The following is a 21,714-nucleotide window of genomic DNA, read 5'->3' on the forward strand; positions in this document are numbered from 1 at the left end:
AAGGAGAGACTCGAACTCTCACGCCGTGAAGCACTGGAACCTAAATCCAGCGTGTCTACCAATTCCACCACTCCCGCGAGTGGGGTGGGCGACGGGGCTCGAACCCGCGACAACCGGAATCACAATCCGGGGCTCTACCAACTGAGCTACGCTCACCACAATAAACTGCAGTAACTGAACTTTTACTTATTGAACTATTTTCTCACCTACATATTCTATCGGTATGCCCGTTAGAATTCGAACCAAATGGTGGTCCCAGAAGGATTCGAACCTTCGACCCACGCCTTAGAAGGGCGTTGCTCTATCCAGCTGAGCTATGGAACCTAAGGTAATATTTGAGAAAATGGTCGGTGAGACAGGATTCGAACCTGCGACCCCTTGGACCCAAACCAAGTGCGCTACCAAGCTGCGCTACTCACCGACTTAACCCGTTACCGTGTGTTCATCTCGATACGGGAGGCGCATGTTACATAGCTAACTTATCCTCGTCAAACACTTTTTCAAGCAATTCTTTTGATTGATTAATTTTAATCCAAGATGGATGCTTTTTGTTAAGTTAGCGGGCCAAAACATGGAGATTCTACTTCTGTTATTGCAAAAGTGGATGATCTTTGGGTAACTTATTTTTAAGCCAAACCGCGAGTTTATGTTTCATACTCAGTAAGTCTTCACCATCTGATGGTAAAGGCGTGATCAGTTTGTCATTCACTAATAATCGATAAATGCATTCCACTTTTTCTTTTGATGAATCGGTTGCAGAAAACGTTTTAAAGCCACGATTTTTAGCATAAGCCTCCCCTACAACTAAAGCTTTTTTCAACAGTTGGGTTTCATTAGGAATTTTTTTCATTTATATCTCACATTGATTATTTTACTTCGAATCCGGCATTCATATTTTATCCCGAAAATATCAAGTAATTTAATCACATCTTATATTATTAACAACACATAATGACTTAAACATTATGCTTGGATTGGGCATTTTCGGTGGATGCTAATTGCTAGTAGCCCTAGTGATATGTGACAATATATTTACTAAATCTTAGGTTCTAAATATTATATGACAGCTCGAAAAATTGATGGTGTTTTAATTGCCAAACAAATTAGACAACATGTGGCATCACAAGTTGAGTCCATTACATCATCAGGTCGAAGGGCTCCTGGTTTAGCTGTGGTATTAGTTGGTAGTGACGCCGCATCCCACGTTTACGTTGATAAGAAGCGCAAAGCCTGTGAAGAAGTAGGATTTGTCTCAAAATCTTTCGATTTACCTTCTACCACTTCTCAACAGGCGTTGCTGGATATTATCGACCAATTAAATCTAGATCCAGAAATTGATGGGATCTTAGTACAGTTGCCTCTGCCTGCAGGTTTAAACAAAGAACAAATTTTAGAGCGAATTAATCCACATAAAGATGTGGACGGTTTTCATCCCTACAATATAGGTAGATTAGCGCAACGTATTCCGGCGCTTCGCCCCTGTACTCCAAAGGGAATTATGAGTTTAATTGAATCCACTAAACGTCCTGTAAAAGGCTTAGACGCGGTAATAGTAGGCGCTTCTAATATTGTGGGGCGTCCTATGTTTTTAGAGCTGCTTTTAGCGGGTTGTACTGTTACTAGCTGTCATAAATTCACACAAGATTTGAAATCTCATGTCGAGCGAGCCGATTTATTGGTAGTCGCTGTAGGCAAGCCAGATTTTATTCCTGGCGAATGGATAAAGCCCGGGGCAATAGTGATAGATGTAGGCATTAACCGCAATCCAGATGGTAGTCTAGGTGGCGATATTGAGTACAGCAGCGCATCTGAAAAAGCGGGTTGGATAACCCCTGTTCCTGGTGGTGTAGGACCAATGACAGTCGCCAGTCTAATTGAGAACACGTTAGAAGCTTACGTAAAGTACCATTCGTAAAAATGACTATATCTGCCCAATTATCCGACGATGAGGTTATAACAACGGTCAAATCGTGGATAGACAAAGTAATTGTTGGGCTGAATTTCTGTCCATTCGCTAAGAAAGAAATGGAGCGTAATACGGTGCGCTACGCTATTTCTACTCATACAGAGATAAGTGAAGGGTTAGATGATTTGCTCGATGAGTTAGCCTTGCTTAGCCAAAGCCCAGAAATTCAAACCAGCTTACTGATTTTTCCACAGGGATTTAAGGATTTTGAGCAATATCTGGATTTGCTTGAATTAGCTAATGTATTACTAGAACAAGGTGGCTATAAGGGCATCTACCAAATTGCGAGTTTTCACCCTGATTACTGCTTTGAAGGTGAAGACAATGACGATCCCGCTAATTATACAAACCGCTCCCCCTACCCTATATTGCATATTTTAAGAGAAAGCAGCGTAGCGGCCGTTCTAAAACGTTACCCCCAACCAGAAACTATCCCTGAAAATAATATTGCTAAAGCAAGAGAGCTAGGTGCAACTTATTTACAGGCTTTATTAAATTAGTCTGTATTCAATTAATAGGGGCTATCACCTTCCTCAACAACATCAGGTTGGGAAGTATCATCGCTTGAAGCGGTGTTAGGTTTTGCCAAAAAGTCATCTAAGGTTTTTATCAACTGTTGCGCCGAAAAGTGAGATATTTGATAGTGCCACATATGCCAATACTCAAGTTGGTTATCAGAGCTAAAATTCACGAAGTATTGCCCATCCTTTTCGCTTACCACTAGCTTAAACAATTGGTCTTCGGCTGTGGTGACTTCTAATTGCGTTAATATTTTTATGGACTGGATAACACTTTCATCTACAGACAGCAGTTTTTCAAAGTTAACACTCGTTAAGCTATCAACAATTGAGTTGAGAATGCCTTGGTATGCTAGCTCTTTGTTTTTTGGCTTGTTAAGCAGCTGAAAATCACCGCTAACTGATCTCTCGATTTGCCATCTATTGTTATCAACCCTTGATATTGAAGCAATATTCTGTGGTTCATAAGGCAAAATAGGTTGTTTTAACCAAGAATATTTGTCGATAGGCAAACGAATGGTTTTATCTATTCTCCAACTTTGTGGGTCATTCGCAATAAGAACATACTGGCCTTGTCCATTAGTCACTTTGTTACCCACTAATACTTGCCAAACGTGACTTCCAGCCTTAATGGTTACAAAAGACGCCATACTGTCTTCATTGCTTATTGGCTGTAAACCCAAGCGCCTGTAGTTTTTTGGCTTCCTAGTTTTGGCCTCAAGCAATTTAGCATGCATGATAGTGTCAACAAAACTGGCGAGTTTAGTACGAGAAATGGGATAAACATTTTGTTCAATATCGAAAGTGCCTAACCAGCGTTCACCTATTCTTTTTGCACTAAACACTATGCCTTGGGCATTAGCTATTTCGACACTATCAACTTGATGGGCGAGTGTTTGCAGGTCATCAAACAACAGTTTAGTTTCAAAATTGTCTTTAAAACTAGGCTGAGTTAACCACACAACTAACCCTACCGACACAGTAGCCATAACTAACAAAGTAGCTAGGAATTTATTCATTAAAGTACTTCCTTTGTTACCATAGTTTGCGGTGCCTTAGTTCTTAAAAGCCTCGCGATTACCATCAATAACAAAATCAGGAGCAGAGGTGCAAGGGCAATATTGAGCATCTTTAAACGATCCCCCAAGCTTTCGATGTCTTTATCAAGCTGATGCCTCACATCACGTAAAGATTTACGAATAGTGATTTTTTTCTGCATAAATTCATCTATAGCTACTTGCTGCTCTGGAGTAATAACCAGAGCACCACCTTCAATTTGTTGATTTTGCAATTGCAATAATTGCTGCTCGGTTTCTTCAAGCTGTTGTTGTAGGATTTGCTCTTGATCTCGAAATTTTTGTTCTGCAATCACAGTCAGTTCGTCAACCTTACTAAAAGAGCGAGTCAATACACCTCTACTTCTGATGCCGATTAGTGCGTCACTTCCTCCTAAGTTTTCCACAGCATTGTTAATAAAATCGCCGTTATTGGCAAAAGGGGTGAAGATAGTCTGCCCAAAAAAGTTAGATTGTTGCACCCAAAAACGATCCGCAAGCAAGTCTGTGTCGCCTACTACTATCACGTTTAAGCTATTTGTGGATGTGAGCATTTCCGACTGCTGTATTTTTTCTGGTATCTCTGTAAAGGCACTATTGGCAGTACCGGTTAACCTTGCAGATAAAACATGGGCTTTGTCACGACTTTGATAGGCTTTAGCTAGTACATCGGGATCTTGAATACCGGCGTAGTTAGCGGCATCCATTAAATCAGAATTTTGGGTCGACTGAATTAAAGGCAACCATGATGTTTTGGTATCCTCAGTCTGACTAAAGACCCCAAAAGATGCGCCGTTAATAACCTCTAGATTTGCTGTTAGCACATCTTCAGCATCTAGCTGCTCTGTGGTCAAACCTACAAAACCAAAATGCCGAGTTACACCACCTGTTTGAGTGCGAATATCTAAACCCGCCATGGCGTCAAGCAGCACATTGTGGCTATCAAACTGCACCCCCCAAGCGCTAAAAAGAGTGTGCAAATTAGAGCTGTTGGCCCCTTGGCTGGCACCTGCCATCATAGCCAATTGATCAGATTCATTATGGGGATCGACAAAAACTAAGGCTTTACCACCTGCTAGTGCGTATTGATCAATAGCAAATAGTAATTCATCGCTATACTTTTTAGGGTGCACCAACACCAGTACATCTGTGTTGTCTGGCAGACTCTTGATATCACTACCAAGCTGCTGCACTGTGTATAACTGCTCAAGTTGGGTAAGAAATGTCCAAGGCGCTACAGCTTGTCCTGTCATAGGATTTTGCCCACCTTTAATGGCAAGATCGGTGACTAAGGTAACATTAACAGGCTCGGGCTCACTAAGCTGATAAATCAATTTACTGATTTCGTATTCTAAAAAGCCCTCTTTCTGGGGGTCAAAAAATGCAATGCTGTGTTGTTCGCCCACCGCATTGGTTGCCGCCAAGCCCATATAAATGGCCTCACCAACTGCGCCAATATTAGCAGCGGTTAAACCAAACTGGTCTGCTTGATCTTCTTGCTCTGAGAATGCTTGTGGATCTAATACCTGCAGCTTTAGCTTGCCCTTTGAAAAAGTTTCATATTCTTTGAGAAGACTTTCTACGCGATTGGCATAGTTTCTTAGACTTGTCATATTTTTAGAGGCTTTGTCAGAAAAGAAAAAATACAGGTTGATTGGCTCGTCTATTTCTTGCAAAACTTGCTTGCTACCATCAGATAAGGAATACACTTGGTTTGCAGTTAAGTCGAGTCTTAATGAAGTTAGTGCTTGGTTATTAACAATCACTAGGGCGATAAACACTAGCGCTATTAAAAGTAAATTCACAGAAGAGGTTAATTTTTGTTGCATTATTAATCTGCCTTCTTTTGTTCAATCAATACTAAACCAGCAAACAACCAACTAAGGGTCACAAGCAAGAAATACAATACGTCATCTAATGCAATGACTCCTTTCGCCATTGCCTCAAAATGTGTCAAAAAACTAAATGAAGCGACCAGGTCAATGACCAAACTAGGCGCCCAATTTTTAAAGGCCCCTAAAACAATGTCGCTACCGCTTACCACAAAAATAAAGCACACCACTATCGACAAAATAAACGCAATAACCTGATTTTTACTTAGTGCCGACATACATATACCGATAGACAGAAATGCCCCTGCCATTAACCAACTTCCTAAGTATGCCGCGACAATAATGCCATTATCAGGATCACCTAAATAATTAACCGTTAACCAGAGTGGAAAAGTCAGCAATAACGACAACCCTAAAACAGCCCATGCCGCAAGGTGTTTGGCCAACATTGCCTGCCAAGTGCTAATTGGCAATGTCATTAACAACTCAATAGTGCCGCTTTTGCGTTCTTCAGACCAAGTACGCATAGCGATTGCAGGTACCAAAAATAAATACAGCCAAGGATGAAAGTTAAAAAAGGGTAACAAATCTGCTTGGCCGCGCTCATAAAAGCCGCCAACAAAAAATGTAAATACACCCGACAAAACCAAGAATATACCAATAAACACATAGGCTACTGGGGTCGCAAAAAAACTAGAGAATTCTCGTTTAAATAAAACACTAATATGACCCATTACGCATTCACCTCTTGAGTAATTTGCCTAAACACTTGATCTAAACGCCCCTGTTCAACATATAAGCTGTCGACGGGTAATTTGCATCTTTGAGCGTGAGCGGTAACTAAATGCAATATTTCTGCGCCTTCTTTAGGGAACAAAGTTACACGCCCGGTGTTTAAGTCTTCTTCCATAGTAGCTACACCTTCTAACTCCCCTAGTTCAGAGACATCTGCGCGATAACTAAAATGTAAGGTCACGGCGCCATAATATTTAGATTGACGGTTTAGCGTGTTAGGCGTGTCATCAAACAACAGTTTACCTTTTGCAATGATCATTACTCGATTACACACGGCTGTAACTTCTTCCAATATATGGGTAGAGATAATGACGATTTTATCTTTAGACAAATTTTTGATCAGTTCGCGCACTTGATGTTTCTGGTTAGGATCGAGCCCATCGGTTGGCTCATCGAGGATCAATATTTTGGGATCATGGAGCAACGCCTGGGCTAACCCAACCCGGCGTTTAAATCCTTTAGAGAGATTTTCGATTGGTTTATCTAAAACCTCTTGCAACTCAACTTGATTAACAACCTCAGTAATTCTTGCGATTTTTTCGGCACCTTTATAGCCCCTAATTTGCGCAATAAAATTTAGAAATTGCATGGGTGTCATGTCGTCATACCCAGGCGCACCTTCGGGTAGGTACCCAATCATCTCTTTTATTTGTTTAGCTGATTGCGACAGGGACAAATTGCATATATGAATTTCACCACTTGTTGGCAGTAAAAAACCCGTTAACATCTTCATTGTGGTTGACTTACCTGCGCCGTTTGGCCCTAAAAACCCCACCACTTCACCCGGCGCAATTTCAAACGAGAGATCGTCAACCGCGTGCATACCATTAAATGACTTAATTAAATTCTTGACTGAGATCATAATAATCCTGTAATGACCAATATCGAATGCGCAATTGATATGGTGTTAGTCCGTTTTTTTTCAATACACTAGCTTGTATTTGATGATAAATTTGTCATCAAATACTTAGCTTACACTTATGTCATGAGTTTTTTTAGCAAGCTATAATCTATTCACTTGGCATCTTAACAAATTTACCTTATTGTCTGGACATGCAACAATCAAACACCTCCACTTTTATTAGTTCTTTTCAGCAACCTAGCCGTTATTCTATATTTAAACGGATCGCGAATCTGGTATTGGTGATTGTAGGATGTATTGCCTGCATCAACTTATGGCTAATTAGCTCTGAGGATTCCCTCAATTGGCACACTAAACAGGCAAATCAGCTAGGTGAAAGCTTATCTACTTTGTCTGGCAATATACTCATTAGTTCATTGCTTGAAAATAATTCAGAAGTATTAAGCCAACAACTGGATTATATAATGGCGGATCCTCACGTAGCAGGCGTCTCTATATTCGATAGTAAAGGTAGAATGTTAGCCGTTAATAACTCAGCATCTTCTGTGGTGGCAACCTATAAATTAAATGAAATTTCGCCATTAGTTTTCGTTCAAAACATTATGCATGAACAGCAAGTTATAGGTTATTTGAGTATTATTCTTAAAGAGAAAGAAGTGATGGCATACCATAGTGAATATCAACATCAACTCAATCAGCAAGTTCAAATGTTAATGATATTGGCAGCCATTGCAGGCATATTAGTTACGCGGGCATTTTATAAAATTCGATACCGGCAGCTTATTCGCAGCTCAAAACCTTAAAGTTTTGGTAATGCCACTTTCACGTTATTCAAACATGCCAACAAGATTTGTTGTTTAGTTTCAGAACGCAGTGATAGCAGTGTCTCTAATACTTCAGGTAAATACTCCGGACTATTTCGTTGTCCTTGCTTGCCTTCTAGTGGCATGTCGGGTGCATCCGTTTCAAGTACTAAACTATCAAGAGGCAGTTGCCCTATAACATGACGGGTTTTAGTTGCTCTTGCATAAGTGATTGTACCGCCCACACCAATTTTAAAGCCTAAATCGATATAACTTTTTGCTGTTTGCAAACTCCCAGAAAATCCATGGATTATGCCACCATGTATAAACTTGTGGACCTTAAGTAGGCGTATCAATTCGTTATGTGAGTTTCTATGATGCAAAATAATCGGCAAGTGGTGCTCATTGGCTAGAATCAGTTGCTGTTCAAATATCTGGACTTGTAGTTGCCAGTCAACATCAATGTGAGAGTCAAGCCCAATCTCTCCTAACGCTAGGACCTTACTTTGATGCCTCTGCAATAATGTAGACAGGTGAGTTAAATGGGCAGGTTTTACGTTTTCCAAAAAATAAGGATGCAGACCTAAAGCAAACCTCAGCTGCGGATAGACATCGCACAAATCAATTTGTTTCTGCCAGCTGCTATCTTGGGTACCGGGGATCACTATGATTTCAACACCCAAATGTGAGCAGCGCTTGATGACGTCACTACGATCATGGTCAAAACAACTAAAATCTAGGTGACAATGGCTATCAATTAACACAGGCTCACCTATGACTTTAAGGCATCAACCGCTGCGTCTGCCAATGATTTGATGAGGTTTTAGTATACAAAAAACGATCGTGAAGACGATGATCACCCCCTTGCCAAAACTCAATTTCATGGGGAACCACGCGATAACCGCCCCAAAAGGATGGCAGTGGAACCTCACCTTTGGCAAATTTTACTTTGGCCTCTGAAAATTTTTGCATCAGCATTTGCTTGCTGTTGATCGGGTGACTTTGAGCCGATGCCCAAGCGGCAATCTGACTAGGTTTAGGACGAGACATAAAATATTTCGCCACTGCTACCTTGCTTAATGGCTGTGCAATACCGCACACTTTCACTTGACGCTCTAATGCATGCCATGGAAAGTGCAACGATATTTTGTTGTTTTGGTCTAAGTCTTGAGCTTTTTTACTGCCCGTATTAGTGTAAAAAATAAAACCTGTGTTATCGAAATCTTTTAAAAGCACTATACGCTGAGACGGCTGCCCTGCACTATCCACAGTAGCAATTGTCATGGCAGTGGGGTCCACTAATTTCGCATCTATTGCATTTTGTAACCAACGCTCGAACAGGGCATATGGCTCGGGTGTCAAATCATTAACATCCAATCCTGCTTGGGTATATTCACGCCTAATATCACTGATTGCTTGCATGTATATATCTCCTTATTGAAGGACCATGAATCAAATTAGTTGTCTAATCCATAACCTAAACTTCGCAAGGCTCTCTCGTCGTCTGCCCAGCCGGATTTTACTTTTACCCAAAGTTCTAAAAATACTTTTGCGTCAAACAACACTTCTAAATCTTTACGGGCTTCCATACCTATTGTTTTAAGACGCTGCCCACCTTTACCGATCACCATACTTTTTTGAGTGTCGCGCTCAACTAATATCAAGCCATTAATACGGTAGACCCCGTTTTCAGCTAGTAAGAACTGTTCAATTTCCACAGTGATTGAATAAGGCAGTTCGTCACCGGTAAAACGCATTAGTTTTTCACGAACGATTTCTGATGCCATAAAACGGCTAGAGCGATCTGTGATGTAATCTTCAGGAAAGTAAAACTCACTTTCCGGTAAGGTGTCTAACACTAAGCCACGTAATTCATCGACATTCTTTCCAGTTTTAGCAGAAATCGGCATGATCCTCTGAAAACTATGTTGCTCTCCCAGCCATTTAAGATGAGGAAGCATGGTTTCTTTGTCTTTTACGTTGTCCGATTTATTCACAATCAACCAACAAGGTGAGCCCGACTGTTGCACTTTGTTAAGCACCATTTGATCATCATCGGTCCATTTAGTGCCTTCTACTAAAAAAAGTATTAATCCAACGTCGCCGATAGAGCTCGAAGCGGCGCGGTTCATAAATCTATTGATGGCGCGTTTTTCTTCAATATGTAAACCTGGGGTATCCACATACACCGCTTGGCGGTTATCTAAGGTATCAATCCCCATAATGCGATGACGAGTGGTCTGAGGTTTACGAGAAGTGATACTCACTTTTTGCCCAAGCAATTTGTTCAGTAACGTAGACTTGCCTACATTGGGGCGCCCTACAATAGCAATCATGCCACAGTGAGTGTTAGCAACCGAGTCGCTGTTATTATCATTCATTAATTAATGTCTCAAATGCTTGTTTTGCCGCTTTTTGCTCTGCTCTACGTCGGCTATTTCCTTTGCCTTGCACTGGTTTCGCTAACCCCGCCACTTTGCACTCAACATAAAATGTTTGATCGTGTGATTTTCCTTTAATTGCCGTGACTTCGTATAGAGGTAAAGGATGTTTATTGGCTTGCAGATATTCTTGCAAACGTGTTTTATCGTCTTTTGACACTGCCTCGGGATCCAAGGCTTTAATTCTTGGCGCAAACCAACCCAAAATTAGCGCTTCACATATATCCATGCCTGCTTCTAAATAAATTGCGCCAATAATAGCTTCGACCGCATCCGCTAATATTGAATCTCGTCGAAAACCACCACTTTTAAGCTCACCGGGTCCTAATAACAATAGTTCACCAAGCTTAAACTCTCTTGCCATTTCGGCCAAAGTATCCCCTTTAACTAAGCTTGAACGCATCCGCGTAAGTTTACCTTCGGGTTGTTTTGGAAATCGCTGATACAAGACTTTAGCAATGACCATACCCAATATGGCATCACCTAAAAACTCTAGACGCTCATTGTGCTTTTTGTTAGCACTTCTATGGGTTAAGGCTTCTTCAATATTTGCATCGTCTGAAAACGTATAACCCAAACGCTTATACAAAGGTAAATAGGGATTAACTAAAGGCATTTATTGGATGCCGCCCACTCGTTCAAATCTTACACCTGTTGGGATCCATGCAGGCACCCAACTGCTAGGTACACGATCAAACTCAAAGCTAATCCAAATGGCTACGGCCTTACCGACTAAGTTGGCTTCTGGAACAAAGCCCCAAAACCTACCGTCTTCACTATTATCGCGATTGTCACCCAACACAAAATAGTGTCCTTCTGGCACTATCCATTCATCCGCTTGAGTACCAGGTTGCGGATAATAGCGGCTGGAACTTGCTCTGCCTTTAGTGCGGTATATTTGGTGACTTACTTCACCTAATTGTTCGGTGTATTTTTCTAGAGGAGCAAATTGCTGGTAGGCTTCCCCTCTGCTCTCAAACTTTAGGTCCATAGTTTGAAATGGGGGACAATCTTCAGCTTTATCACAGGCGGGTTTCACTTGAAGCTGCTTATTACGGTAAATCACAGTATCACCGGGCAAACCCACAACACGCTTTATATAGTCTAAATGTGGATTGGGTGGAAATTTAAACACCACTACATCACCTCTTTCTGGTGCTCCAACTTCAACAAATTTATTGCGCATTACAGGATCCTTCAGCCCGTAGGTAAACTTTTCAACTAGTATAAAATCCCCAACTAATAAGGTGGGCATCATAGAGCCAGAAGGAATTTGAAAGGGTTCATATAAAAAAGAACGTAACACCATAACAAAAGCAATAACCGGAAATATTTGTTGCGCGGTATCCACCAGCCAAGGCAATTGTACATCTTGACCTAAAGAGGAATGTGTATCGCCAGCACCACTGGATATTGCCATTCTCTCTCGGCGTTTAGCGGCAAACATTAAACTATCGACTAACCAAATTAAACCTGAGGCGACGGTAAGTGCCACCAAAAAAATTGAAAAATAATTGGCCATTTATTTACCTACCTTCAAAAGTGCTAAAAATGCTTCTTGTGGTAGTTCAACATTACCCACTGACTTCATACGCTTCTTTCCTTCCTTTTGTTTCTGCAACAATTTTTTCTTCCGACTAATATCACCACCGTAACACTTTGCGGTAACGTTTTTACGTAACTGCTTAATGGTACTTCGGGCAACAATTTGATTACCTATTGCCGCTTGAATAGCGATATCAAACATTTGCCTAGGGATAAGTTCACGAAGTTTGTCTACCAACTGACGCCCTCTCGTAACAGCATTATCTTTGTGAGTAATCATGGCTAGTGCGTCAACCCGCTCTGCATTAATCAAGATGTCTAATCGCGACATTTCAGCCGCTTCAAAGCGTTTGAAATTGTAATCTAGTGAAGCAAATCCTCGACTAGTTGATTTTAACTTATCGAAGAAGTCCATCACTACTTCAGCCATTGGCATATCGTAAACAACAGCAACTTGTTTGCCGTGGTAAGTCATGCTGGTTTGCATTCCACGCTTTTCAACACAAAGAGTGATAACATTTCCTAGATAGTCTTGAGGTACCAAAATATGTGCTTCGACTATTGGTTCGCGAATTTCTTCAATGTCATTCACTGCTGGCAATTTCGATGGGTTGTCTACATATAAGGTTTCACCGTTTTTGTCGATTACTTCGTACACCACTGTAGGCGCTGTGGTGATCAAATCTAAATCATACTCACGCTCTAAACGTTCTTGAATGATTTCCATGTGCAACATGCCTAGGAATCCAATACGAAATCCAAATCCTAGTGCAGATGAACTTTCTGGCTCGAAAAACAACGACGCATCATTAAGACTAAGCTTTGCCAAAGCATCACGGAAATCTTCGTAATCATCTGAGCTTATCGGGAACATACCCGCGTACACTTGAGGTTTAACCTTTTGAAAGCCCGGCAAGGCTTCGGCTGCTGGCTGTCTGGCGAGTGTAATAGTGTCACCTACTGGCGCACCGTGGATCTCTTTAATACCGGCTATGACAAAACCTACTTCCCCTGCTTTTAGCACACCTGTATCTGTCGCTTTAGGGGTGAAAATCCCCACTTTATCAGCTTGATGGATGCCTTCGGTAGACATGATTTTAATTTTATCACCCTTACGCATTTCACCTTGCATAATGCGAACCAGAGATACAACACCTTGATAATTATCAAACCATGAATCAACAATGAGCGCTTTTAGAGGTGCATCAATTTCACCTTCTGGTGGCGGAACTTGTTTTACAATCACTTCTAAAACATCTTCAATGCCAATGCCTGATTTTGCAGAGCAACGCACCGCATCAATAGCATCGATACCTACTATATCTTCTATTTCTTCAGCCACGCGATCGGGTTCTGCTTGGGGCAAATCAATTTTATTAAGAATAGGCACCACTTCCATATCCATATCAATTGCCGTGTAACAATTTGCCAAGGTTTGCGCTTCAACGCCCTGCCCAGCATCCACCACTAACAAAGCCCCTTCACAGGCCGCCAGTGAACGTGACACTTCATAAGTAAAATCCACATGTCCAGGAGTATCTATAAAGTTAAGCTGATAGGTTTCACCATCTTTAGCTGTATAATTTAAGGTAACACTTTGCGCTTTTATGGTGATACCACGCTCCTTTTCGATATCCATCGAATCGAGAACTTGCTCAGACATTTCTCTGTTGCTCAGTCCCCCACAATGTTGGATAAGGCGGTCAGAAAGTGTAGATTTACCGTGATCTATATGGGCAATAATTGAGAAGTTACGTATGTGCTTATGTTGCATAAAATTTTAGAAAATTACCAAGTGGTTTTGTTTCCAAACGACTCGTTAATTAAACAGGTCGCTAGAGTATGGGACAAAAAATTAAATAGGCGGGAATTTTACCGTTTTATCGGACACTTTGCGACATAACAACTACATTGTTTGTGCTTTTTGTATCAGAATTTTCAACTCAGACTTGTTTAACGGGAATATTTTCATTCTCTACAGGGAAAACTTTCAATATGCGAGGATGAAAGTCCCCTTGATCATTTCGATTTAAATAGCGACGCACAAAAATAAAAGTCAAATAGGCATTCATTGCACAGAATAAGATCAACCAAGCTTCCGCAACTAACCCCATAAAAGGAAAGAGCATTTGAGCAATCAATGCTGAAAAAATAATGGCTAACAAAGGCAAGCAATACACTATCGCTGAAGCCTTAAGTAGACTTTCTTCAGGGATACCTAAACTGACCTTTTGCCCTACTTTCACCGAATCATTTAACTTAAACTTTAATGTTTCACGCTTACGTGCAAACACTTTTGCAATGGCGCCGGTACCACAATTTGATTGAGCTTCACAACTACCACAGGTTGACTTTATTTGGGTTTCAATTAGAACCACCTGTTCAGAGCCTGACTCTTGTATCGCGCTAATTACGCCAATTTCTTCGATCATTTAATTTATTCTTTGAATCGATTTGGCAATAGCATTGGCTGTTGCTGCTGGAAGCTTACCAATTACTGTTATGTTGAGCTCGTTATGTTCAATATTTAACAAAGTATCTGACTGCAATGTACCCACTAGATTACTTTGCACCTGACCGTTTTTCTTGTCACTTAAATACACAGAGACGTCAACTAGACCATCACTTAGCATGATGTATTCAACCTTTTCATCTAAACCAGAAACTCTTCGCATGTCTCTTTTTATTATTGTCATACCTTTAGGTAAGAAATTAATTTTCCATTTAGTATTGAAAGGGGCACTAGGCCTAAAGCTCACCACCTGCGGCAACATCTCAGGCTCAATTTTGGTGAAAAAAGGATCAGGCTCCTCTGTTATCTGTAGTCCTGTAATTTGAATTTGCTCTAAAAGCTCTGCTTCCTTGCCGATTAAATTCATTTTCAATAGCAAGCCTGATTCTTGATCAAGCCAAACATTTAATCCAAAGCGACTTTTGTCTTTGCTTATCATACGAATTTGCTGAGCCGCACGACCTGCAATTCGACTTCTACCCACCAAAATAAACTCATATGCCAACATGAGTTTTTCCGGGCGCTGTAAAAACTCGCTAGGAAAAGGTCCATTGATGATAGATGACTCTAGGCTGTATGGAGGAATGTTAGGTTCAAAATAACTGACTCTATTGCCAATACGCACAACTTCGCGTCCTGGGCCATTTAGTAGATTCAGTTGTTCCATTTCCACACCCGCTTCATTTACACCATGACGCCAAAGATAAGGTTGGGCATCGACTCCTGGCTTTAATAAAACAAAAGAAATCGTGTAGTTGAGTGACTTAACAGCTTCTGACATCTTATTAAGCCATGCTTGCGCACTATCGGATGGAAAAACCCTGACATTTGTATCGGGGACAGGCTCTTGTTGTGCTTGGACTTGCCATGAAACAAAAAGAGCAACCAGCAGAGTTAACATAACTCTGCTGTTAAATTTATTGCGGGGTGTCTTCAACAAAGTCTGATTGCGCCTTTTCTGTATTGATTGGTTCTAATACTACAGATTTATCGTTATTAGGTTGAATGGTTTTGAAGCGAAGTTGCTGTTTATGATCTGTCATATAAGCATTGATTCGGCGTCTTTGTTGTATATCGTTAGAGTTAGGTATCGCACGTGTTTGGTCAAAACTCACCGGCGATAATCCTCCCTTAATTCCTGGAATAGGTGGTGCGGCATTAAAAGGTTGCTCTACATCAGCCTGATTAACCTGCTGAACACCAATAATCATAGCGACAGCCACCGAAGCAGCGATTGCCATTTGGCCACCTTGCTTAGCAAAAGGAACCACATTACCCATTAAAGGTAGATCGCGCCAAGTTTTCTTAGGCGCTAATATTGCAGGTTCAGACTCTAAAGCTAGCGCTACTTTAGCAGCAATATCAAAGTTAATTTCTGTCGGTAGTTCCTGACGTAATCCATCGCGTATTAGATGGTAACTTTTCCACTTCAACTGAAAGTCAGTATCATTCTTAACCGCATCTAAAATATCACTGCCCGATAAAGATGATTCATGCTGCTCTCCATCGACTAAAGCTGACAAATTTTCAAATTTCTGCGACATACAATTTCGTTCCCGCTAATCTAGTTTTACTTATATAAGTCATTAATCATTCATTAAAAGTGGTTGAATAATTTTATCTAACGCTTCTCTGGCCCTAAAAATCCTCGACCTTACAGTACCAACAGGACAATCCATGACATTAGCAATGTCTTCATAGCTTAACCCCTCTAGTTCACGCAGACTAATTGCCATTCGTAAATCTTCGGGTAGTCTTTCCATAGCGTCAAACAACAATTTTTCCATTTGGTCTGACATTAAATTTTTTTCAGGTGAATTATTTTCCTTTAAAGCATCACTACCATCGTAAAAATCCGCTTCTTCTGCATCCACATCACTTGCTGGCGGTTTTCGTCCTTGCGACACCAAATAATTCTTAGCACTATTCACAGCGATTCTGTATAGCCAAGTATAAAAGGCACTATCCCCTCTAAAATTTGGCAAAGCTCTGTAAGCTTTGATAAACGCCTCTTGCGTTACATCAGCCACATCACCAGAGTTTTTGACATACCTAGAAACTAAATAAGCCACTTTGTGTTGGTACTTAGTTACCAACAACCCATAAGCGTTTTTGTCTCCACGCTGCACTTTCTCAACAATTTGTTGGTCTATTATCTGCTCGCTCATTTCGAGCCCTTACTCCTGTTCGAAAATATACTACGGCTCATGCAAGCACTACTATTGACTCAATGATGTTTGAAAAGTTCGAATTTAATCAATTTTTTTTAAAAAAAATCAATTGCGTATAATTAATTAACCAAAAGTCTTAAAAAATTTACCAAAGTCCACCTATGAAAAGCATTGTAATTTATAACCTGTAAACTAGTATTGCCCAACAAATTTTCTCATTTACTTAGTTTACCTTATGCATGCAACAATTGAACACCAGTGTGACGTACTTATTATTGGCAGTGGCGCCGCTGGTTTGAGTCACGCTTTAAAATTGGCCGATCATTGCCAAGTTATAGTACTTAGTAAAAGTGATATATCTGAAGGTTCGACTAAGTATGCTCAAGGCGGCATAGCTGCGGTTTTTGATGAAAATGACTCTGTTGCATCTCATGTAGAAGATACCCTGTTGGCAGGTGATGGATTGTGCGACCAAGAAACGGTCGAGTTTACCGCCTCTCAGGCCAAAACCTGTATGCAATGGTTAATAGATTTTGGGATGCCTTTTGATCAAGAAGCAACTGAAAATGGCGAAGCGAGATTCCATCTAACTCGAGAAGGCGGCCATAGCCACAGGCGCATTTTACATGCGGCTGACGCCACAGGCGCTGCGGTGCAAGTCACTCTTATTGAAGCTGTGCAGCAACATCCTAACATTCATTTATTTCAGCGTTATAACGCAGTAGACTTAATTAAAAGCCGGCAAACAAACAACCATGTATTGGGCGCTTATGTGTGGAATAGAAAACGCGAGAGAGTAGAAGTGATTCGTAGCAAGTTTGTGACTCTGGCAACAGGTGGCGCAAGTAAAGTCTATCAATACACCTCAAATCCTGACGTTTCTAGTGGTGATGGCATTGCTATGGCTTGGCGGGCTGGCTGTCGTGTTGCCAATATGGAATTTAACCAATTTCATCCAACCTGTTTATATCACCCAGAAGCAGGTAACTTTTTAATCACAGAAGCTCTACGAGGAGAAGGAGCGAAACTTTGCCACCCTGATGGCACACCTTTTATGCATAAATTTGATGACAGGGGTGATTTGGCATCACGAGATATTGTCGCCCGAGCCATAGATTTTGAAATGAAGCGGCTTGGCGCTGATTGCATGTATTTAGATATTAGCCATCAATCCAGTGATTTTATTGTTAAGCACTTTCCCAATATTTATCGAAAGTGTCGCTCCATTGGGATAGATATCACCCAGCAACCTATACCAGTTGTGCCCGCCGCACATTATAGTTGCGGTGGCGTTGTCACTAACACTCATGCAAAAACCGATTTAGACAATTTATATGCCATTGGAGAAGTCGCCTATACGGGTCTACATGGTGCAAACCGCATGGCGAGTAATTCTCTTTTGGAATGTATTGTTTACGCCCATTCTGCCGCGCAACATATCACCACCAGATTAAGTGAAAGCCCAACCATTGAATCGATTAGAGCGTGGGATGAAAGTAAAGTAAGTGATTCTGACGAAGAAGTTATTATTCAACATAACTGGCATGAGCTACGCCTTTTTATGTGGGATTACGTAGGCATTGTACGTACCAATAAAAGACTTGAACGCGCTCATCATAGGATTGAGTTGTTACAACAAGAAGTAAATGAATACTATTCCAATTTTAAGGTCAGTAATAACTTACTTGAGCTTAGAAACTTACTCACTGTTGCCGAACTAATAGTAAAATGTGCCAAACTGCGAAAGGAAAGTCGAGGATTACATTTCAATTTGGACTTTCCATTCAAGCTTGATGATCCTAAGCCCACAATTATCCAAAATTCGGGTTAAATAGTCTGAACGTATCCTTCAAGATGCAATATGGGCTGTTTATTCATCACAGGAACATTTAAAACTTTAAATGCCACCCTATTGTCTGTTTGTTCGACTTGGGCAGTCTGAACCGCAAAACTCACCTGATTGGGTAAATAAACAGGCTGCCTAAAATTAGTATTAATTTCAAAAGCTTGGGAAAACAGAATTGGATTAAGCTGCTGCAACGCTGAAATACAATAGGACTTAGTACACATTCCATGAATAATATGCTGTTTAAAACCAAAAAGTTTAGCAAGCCACTTGTTTAAATGTATAAGGTTATAGTCTCCTGATACTTTTGCATATCGTCTTCCTAGATTGCTTTTAAGATCCCAATTGACAATAGTCGGATCGACAAATTCATCTGCTAACGACTTGTTCCTTGACTTTACTTCTTGACCATGCTTAGTGCGAAACAGATTAGTACTAACACTTTGCCAGACAAGCTCAGAGCCACTATAAAAAGCCACTTCAATTGAAAACAACCACCCTTTTGAATGTAACTCCAATTCCCCTACACAGCTTGAAACACTCAATGTCTCGTCTTTCTTTATGGGTCTTAGTTGCCTTATCTGATTACTAATATGTACCAAGCCTAATAATGGAAAAGGAAAGTTTTTAGACAACAGCAATTTTAAATGCAGTGGAAATACTAGCGAATGTAAATAGCAAGGGTGAACAATGTTACTCTCCCCCCCCCATCCGACAACTTGATGAAATCCCTGACACCTAGACGTTTCCAACTTAATATCTTCAACGTCAAAACGAGTATTAGGCAATATCACTTCTGAAGAAATATGCGGTGTTTTACTGAACTGTTTAAATGCAGCCTTGATCAATAACCCTTTAATGTTGGGGATACTGGCAAGTTTAGTGGTATCTAAATCAGATATTTCCATACTTCAATTATCTCTCAATCTTTGTTGCTGGAAAATAACGGCTCGGCAAAGGCGACGAAAATCTCTCTCTGTAACCTGATCTTTATAGACTAAACGCCATTTTGAGTGCCTAGCATTTACTGTAGAAACTAAGTGAATAAATAGTAACAGGCTACTAATTCTAGATTTATCTGTTAACTTCCAACTGGTTTGGTTGTGACCTTTTACCTCTAACCACTCACCTTGTTCTGATAATATTGCGGGAGCTTGTGTCTTTTTAATACTGTGTAATATCTCTTTAAAGACAAAAAAAGAAAGGATAATCACTGCGATTACTTGTAGAACAATCTGAAACGGAAAGATGTTTGGTTGCCAAATAAACACAGATACAACCAAGACCACATAAGTTAACAATTGCAAGATCAGCTGCAATCGTGAGGATGTAAACTCAACTCTATACTTTGACACGACTCAAGATATGTTCAACCATACCTCTTAGCTCAGGATCTTCACATTCTTGATGCCCCATAAACCATGCGTACAAGTCTGGGTCATCACAAACCAACAAACGTTCAAACACCTCTTGTTGCTGCAACGATAACTCATTAAACCCGCTTTCTGCAAAAGGAATAAAAAGCACATCTAGCTCAAGCATTCCGCGGCGACACGCCCATTTCAAACGACCATATCGTTTTTTGTCAAACATCTATAACCTCTTATTAAAATAGGTTTCTGGCGCGAACAGAGTAACCAAGTAATTTAAGATAATAATAATACCAGTAATAACCAGTTGTTTTAAGAAGTTTCCTTGCTAAATCAAACTCGTACCCCATATTAAACTTAACGCTATTTTTCGAAAAAGAAGAAATATATGTCGACATCATCTACAAACCTTTCCGAGAAGACACAGTACACCGCGTCACTTAAAAATCTCGGTGTCATACAACTCACCGGTGAGGAGAAAACCAGTTACTTGCAGGGGCAAATTACGGCAGATACTCTGCAATTGACTGACAACAAGGCTGTTTTAGCCTGCCACTGTGACTTTAAAGGCAAACTATGGAGTGTTTTCTACACTCTGGCGTGGCAAGACTCTATTTTGCTCATACCACACCTATCGGTCTTAGAAAAATCCCTATCCGAATTAAATAAATACGGCGTTTTTGCCAAAGTAGAAATTACCAATCAAACCGATAATTGGCACAAAACTGGCGGCTCAGGCCCAGTTTTTGAAAAGGCAATTAAGGCGTTATTTGATGAATTACCTACTGGCGACCGACAGGTTATATCTAATTCTTCTGGCCTGGTTATGTCGATAGCACAGCCCCATCAACGTTACTTAGTATTACAGCCACGTAATGCTCCGCAGCAGTTAAATTGTGAAGTAACAGACAACGATCAATGGGAAATGGCGGACATAAAGGCTGGTTTCGGTGATATTCGCGAAACAACAATAAACGAATATGTCCCACAAATGCTAAATTTACAGCAGTTAAATGCGATAGACTTCGAGAAGGGCTGTTATATGGGCCAAGAAGTCGTAGCACGAACAAAATACTTAGGTCGTAACAAGCGGGCCGGATTTATCTTAAAGTCAGATGTAAACAGCGGTAATTTAGATGGTGAACATCTAGAATATCAAATTGGTGAAAATTGGCGTCCAGGAGGGAAAATACTTCGAAGTGCTTCATCTCAAGAACAAACATGGATATTTGCAGTTTTAGCCAATGACACAGAAGTGGGCGCTACATTTAGAGTCAAAACATCGCCAAGTACGGTCTTCACTACTCAAGCTCTTCCCTATCCCTTATAATAAATGATAACAATTAAACTGGAATCACATGAATATAACCAATAATACCATCGCTACTATCCATTTTACTGTTTGCTCATCAGACGGCACACAGATTGATTCATCTAGAAATAGCGAACCTATGGTTTTCTTACAAGGCAGCCACTTTTTAATCCAAGGTTTAGAAGATGAATTAGAAGGCAAAACCGTCGGTGACAAATTCGTTATCGACATTGCGCCAAACCTTGCTTATGGCGAACGCCATGAAGAATTAGTTCAAGCCGTTCCTAAGTCAATGTTTGAAGATATGGAAGTTGAACCTGGCATGACATTTAGAGCTACAACCGATGATGGAGAGCAATCAGTGATGATCATCGATGTCACCGATGATGATGTGATTGTTGATGGCAACCACCCACTGTCAGGTCTTACACTTAACTTTGATGTTGAAGTACTAGAGGTGAGAGAAGCAACAGAAGAAGAAATCGCTCATGGCCACCCACATACAGAAGGCGGCTGTGAACATACAACACACTAGTCTTTAGAATATGCACGATAAAGGCGTTCTCTTGAACGTCTTTTTTGTATCTATCATTTCTAAATCAACAAAAGCAAAAAAGGGCTATCCAAATGGATAGCCCTTCTTCTGAATGGGAGTCTGGCAATGTGCTACTCTCGCAGGAGGGTGG

The 21,714-nt window shown here is 40.6% G+C and carries 24 protein-coding genes and 3 tRNA genes; 6 read left to right on the plus strand and 21 right to left on the minus strand.

The window, feature by feature from the left end; genetic code table 11:
* Window positions 1-80: 80 nt before the first annotated feature.
* The 4 genes from Q0688_RS10035 to Q0688_RS10050 form a co-directional block, all read right to left on the minus strand.
* A tRNA-His gene (locus tag Q0688_RS10035) sits at window positions 81-156 on the minus strand.
* Between the two features lie 91 nt (window positions 157-247).
* Window positions 248-324, minus strand: a tRNA-Arg gene (locus Q0688_RS10040).
* 20 nt (window positions 325-344) lie between these two features.
* Window positions 345-421, minus strand: a tRNA-Pro gene (locus tag Q0688_RS10045).
* A gap of 168 nt (window positions 422-589) precedes the next feature.
* Complete coding sequence (locus Q0688_RS10050) at window positions 590-850, minus strand: DUF5062 family protein (RefSeq protein ID WP_299075496.1); 261 nt, start codon at window positions 848-850, stop codon at window positions 590-592.
* A 210-nt stretch (window positions 851-1,060) separates the two neighbouring features.
* Here Q0688_RS10050 and folD point away from each other — a divergent pair, with 210 nt between their 5' ends.
* Window positions 1,061-1,915, plus strand: a complete 855-nt coding sequence (folD, locus tag Q0688_RS10055) for a bifunctional methylenetetrahydrofolate dehydrogenase/methenyltetrahydrofolate cyclohydrolase FolD (protein WP_299075501.1) — start codon at window positions 1,061-1,063, stop codon at window positions 1,913-1,915.
* Window positions 1,916-1,917: 2 nt separating this feature from the next.
* Window positions 1,918-2,466 carry a DUF1415 domain-containing protein gene (locus Q0688_RS10060; protein WP_299075504.1) on the plus strand — a complete coding sequence of 183 codons (549 nt, stop codon included), beginning with the start codon at window positions 1,918-1,920 and terminating at the stop codon, window positions 2,464-2,466.
* An 11-nt stretch (window positions 2,467-2,477) separates the two neighbouring features.
* Here the strand turns inward: Q0688_RS10060 and Q0688_RS10065 are convergent, their stop codons facing one another.
* From Q0688_RS10065 to Q0688_RS10080, 4 genes are read right to left on the minus strand one after another with little or no spacing between them, the layout of a single operon-like run.
* Complete coding sequence (locus Q0688_RS10065) at window positions 2,478-3,503, minus strand: DUF4340 domain-containing protein (RefSeq protein ID WP_299075507.1); 1,026 nt, start codon at window positions 3,501-3,503, stop codon at window positions 2,478-2,480.
* Entirely contained in the window at window positions 3,503-5,368 is a 1,866-nt protein-coding gene (locus tag Q0688_RS10070) for a Gldg family protein (protein ID WP_299075512.1), read from the minus strand. The genes Q0688_RS10065 and Q0688_RS10070 overlap by 1 nt, the downstream gene beginning before the upstream one ends.
* A 2-nt stretch (window positions 5,369-5,370) precedes the next feature.
* Window positions 5,371-6,105, minus strand: a complete 735-nt coding sequence (locus Q0688_RS10075; RefSeq protein ID WP_299075515.1) for an ABC transporter permease subunit — start codon at window positions 6,103-6,105, stop codon at window positions 5,371-5,373.
* Window positions 6,105-7,028: an ABC transporter ATP-binding protein gene (locus Q0688_RS10080; RefSeq protein ID WP_299075518.1), complete on the minus strand. Its 924-nt coding sequence runs from the start codon at window positions 7,026-7,028 to the stop codon at window positions 6,105-6,107. The genes Q0688_RS10075 and Q0688_RS10080 overlap by 1 nt, the downstream gene beginning before the upstream one ends.
* A 191-nt stretch (window positions 7,029-7,219) precedes the next feature.
* On the opposite strand from Q0688_RS10080, the gene Q0688_RS10085 reads away from it, so the two are divergent.
* Complete coding sequence (locus Q0688_RS10085) at window positions 7,220-7,831, plus strand: hypothetical protein (RefSeq protein ID WP_299075521.1); 612 nt, start codon at window positions 7,220-7,222, stop codon at window positions 7,829-7,831.
* Here the strand turns inward: Q0688_RS10085 and Q0688_RS10090 are convergent.
* The 10 genes from Q0688_RS10090 to rpoE form a co-directional block, all read right to left on the minus strand.
* Window positions 7,828-8,595, minus strand: a complete 768-nt coding sequence (locus tag Q0688_RS10090) for a TatD family hydrolase (RefSeq protein WP_299075524.1) — start codon at window positions 8,593-8,595, stop codon at window positions 7,828-7,830. The two genes, Q0688_RS10085 and Q0688_RS10090, sit on opposite strands and share 4 nt — an antisense overlap.
* Window positions 8,596-8,611: 16 nt before the next feature.
* Window positions 8,612-9,253 carry a pyridoxamine 5'-phosphate oxidase gene (gene pdxH / locus Q0688_RS10095; protein ID WP_299075527.1) on the minus strand — a complete coding sequence of 214 codons (642 nt, stop codon included), beginning with the start codon at window positions 9,251-9,253 and terminating at the stop codon, window positions 8,612-8,614.
* 35 nt (window positions 9,254-9,288) lie between these two features.
* Window positions 9,289-10,212 (minus strand): GTPase Era, encoded by a 924-nt coding sequence (gene era, locus Q0688_RS10100; RefSeq protein WP_299075530.1) that lies wholly within the window; start codon window positions 10,210-10,212, stop codon window positions 9,289-9,291.
* On the minus strand, window positions 10,205-10,888 hold the full coding sequence (rnc, locus tag Q0688_RS10105; protein WP_299075533.1) for a ribonuclease III: 684 nt from the start codon (window positions 10,886-10,888) through the stop codon (window positions 10,205-10,207). The genes era and rnc overlap by 8 nt, the downstream gene beginning before the upstream one ends.
* Window positions 10,889-11,794, minus strand: a complete 906-nt coding sequence (gene lepB, locus Q0688_RS10110) for a signal peptidase I (protein WP_299075536.1) — start codon at window positions 11,792-11,794, stop codon at window positions 10,889-10,891. It lies immediately after the preceding gene.
* Window positions 11,795-13,591, minus strand: coding sequence for a translation elongation factor 4 (gene lepA, locus Q0688_RS10115; protein ID WP_299075539.1), 1,797 nt, complete (start codon window positions 13,589-13,591; stop codon window positions 11,795-11,797).
* A 169-nt stretch (window positions 13,592-13,760) separates the two neighbouring features.
* Window positions 13,761-14,249 carry a SoxR reducing system RseC family protein gene (locus tag Q0688_RS10120; RefSeq protein WP_299075542.1) on the minus strand — a complete coding sequence of 163 codons (489 nt, stop codon included), beginning with the start codon at window positions 14,247-14,249 and terminating at the stop codon, window positions 13,761-13,763.
* A complete protein-coding gene (locus Q0688_RS10125) occupies window positions 14,250-15,230 on the minus strand; it encodes a MucB/RseB C-terminal domain-containing protein (protein WP_299075545.1) in 981 nt (326 codons plus the stop codon).
* Window positions 15,231-15,246: 16 nt separating this feature from the next.
* Window positions 15,247-15,873, minus strand: coding sequence for an RseA family anti-sigma factor (locus tag Q0688_RS10130; RefSeq protein ID WP_299075548.1), 627 nt, complete (start codon window positions 15,871-15,873; stop codon window positions 15,247-15,249).
* 42 nt (window positions 15,874-15,915) lie between these two features.
* Entirely contained in the window at window positions 15,916-16,497 is a 582-nt protein-coding gene (gene rpoE / locus Q0688_RS10135; RefSeq protein WP_299075551.1) for an RNA polymerase sigma factor RpoE, read from the minus strand.
* Between the two features lie 238 nt (window positions 16,498-16,735).
* On the opposite strand from rpoE, the gene nadB reads away from it, so the two are divergent.
* Complete coding sequence (nadB, locus tag Q0688_RS10140) at window positions 16,736-18,331, plus strand: L-aspartate oxidase (protein WP_299075554.1); 1,596 nt, start codon at window positions 16,736-16,738, stop codon at window positions 18,329-18,331.
* On the opposite strand, the gene Q0688_RS10145 is transcribed toward nadB, so the two are convergent.
* The 3 genes from Q0688_RS10145 to Q0688_RS10155 are packed head-to-tail and all read right to left on the minus strand — an operon-like array spanning window position 18,328 to window position 19,939.
* Entirely contained in the window at window positions 18,328-19,254 is a 927-nt protein-coding gene (locus tag Q0688_RS10145; protein WP_299075556.1) for a MaoC/PaaZ C-terminal domain-containing protein, read from the minus strand. The genes nadB and Q0688_RS10145 overlap by 4 nt on opposite strands.
* A gap of 3 nt (window positions 19,255-19,257) precedes the next feature.
* Complete coding sequence (locus Q0688_RS10150; RefSeq protein WP_299075559.1) at window positions 19,258-19,653, minus strand: protein YgfX; 396 nt, start codon at window positions 19,651-19,653, stop codon at window positions 19,258-19,260.
* A 34-nt stretch (window positions 19,654-19,687) separates the two neighbouring features.
* Window positions 19,688-19,939 (minus strand): succinate dehydrogenase assembly factor 2, encoded by a 252-nt coding sequence (locus Q0688_RS10155; protein WP_299075562.1) that lies wholly within the window; start codon window positions 19,937-19,939, stop codon window positions 19,688-19,690.
* A gap of 165 nt (window positions 19,940-20,104) precedes the next feature.
* Here Q0688_RS10155 and ygfZ point away from each other — a divergent pair, with 165 nt between their 5' ends.
* Both ygfZ and Q0688_RS10165 read left to right on the plus strand, forming a co-directional pair.
* On the plus strand, window positions 20,105-21,046 hold the full coding sequence (gene ygfZ / locus Q0688_RS10160; RefSeq protein ID WP_299075565.1) for a tRNA-modifying protein YgfZ: 942 nt from the start codon (window positions 20,105-20,107) through the stop codon (window positions 21,044-21,046).
* Between the two features lie 28 nt (window positions 21,047-21,074).
* Window positions 21,075-21,563: a peptidylprolyl isomerase gene (locus Q0688_RS10165; protein WP_299075568.1), complete on the plus strand. Its 489-nt coding sequence runs from the start codon at window positions 21,075-21,077 to the stop codon at window positions 21,561-21,563.
* Window positions 21,564-21,714 lie beyond the last annotated feature (151 nt).

The organism is uncultured Paraglaciecola sp., assembly GCF_937123705.1.
Taxonomy (GTDB): Bacteria; Pseudomonadota; Gammaproteobacteria; order Enterobacterales; family Alteromonadaceae; genus Paraglaciecola.